Below are 533 nucleotides of genomic sequence, written 5' to 3' on the forward strand. Positions count from 1 at the left end.
GGGTAGTTTGACTGGGGCGGTCTCCTCCCAAAGAGTAACGGAGGAGCACGAAGGTTAGCTAATCACGGTCGGACATCGTGAGGTTAGTGCAAAGGCATAAGCTAGCTTGACTGCGAGAGTGACGGCTCGAGCAGGTACGAAAGTAGGTCTTAGTGATCCGGTGGTTCTGAATGGAAGGGCCATCGCTCAACGGATAAAAGGTACTCCGGGGATAACAGGCTGATACCGCCCAAGAGTTCATATCGACGGCGGTGTTTGGCACCTCGATGTCGGCTCATCACATCCTGGGGCTGAAGTAGGTCCCAAGGGTATGGCTGTTCGCCATTTAAAGTGGTACGCGAGCTGGGTTTAGAACGTCGTGAGACAGTTCGGTCCCTATCTGCCGTGGGCGTTGGAAGATTGAGAGGGGTTGCTCCTAGTACGAGAGGACCGGAGTGAACGCACCACTGGTGTTCGGGTTGTCATGCCAATGGCATTGCCCGGTAGCTAAGTGCGGAAAAGATAAGCGCTGAAAGCATCTAAGCGCGAAACTT

The 533-nt window shown here is 54.0% G+C and carries 1 rRNA gene; it reads left to right on the forward strand.

Annotated features, from left to right (window positions below):
* Positions 1–533: ribosomal RNA gene (locus ACF8MC_RS25660) — 23S ribosomal RNA — on the forward strand; the annotation flags it as partial.

The organism is Serratia sp. LACPHL-BACT-2024-00286 (assembly GCF_043109535.1).
Lineage (GTDB): Bacteria > Pseudomonadota > Gammaproteobacteria > Enterobacterales > Enterobacteriaceae > Serratia > Serratia sarumanii.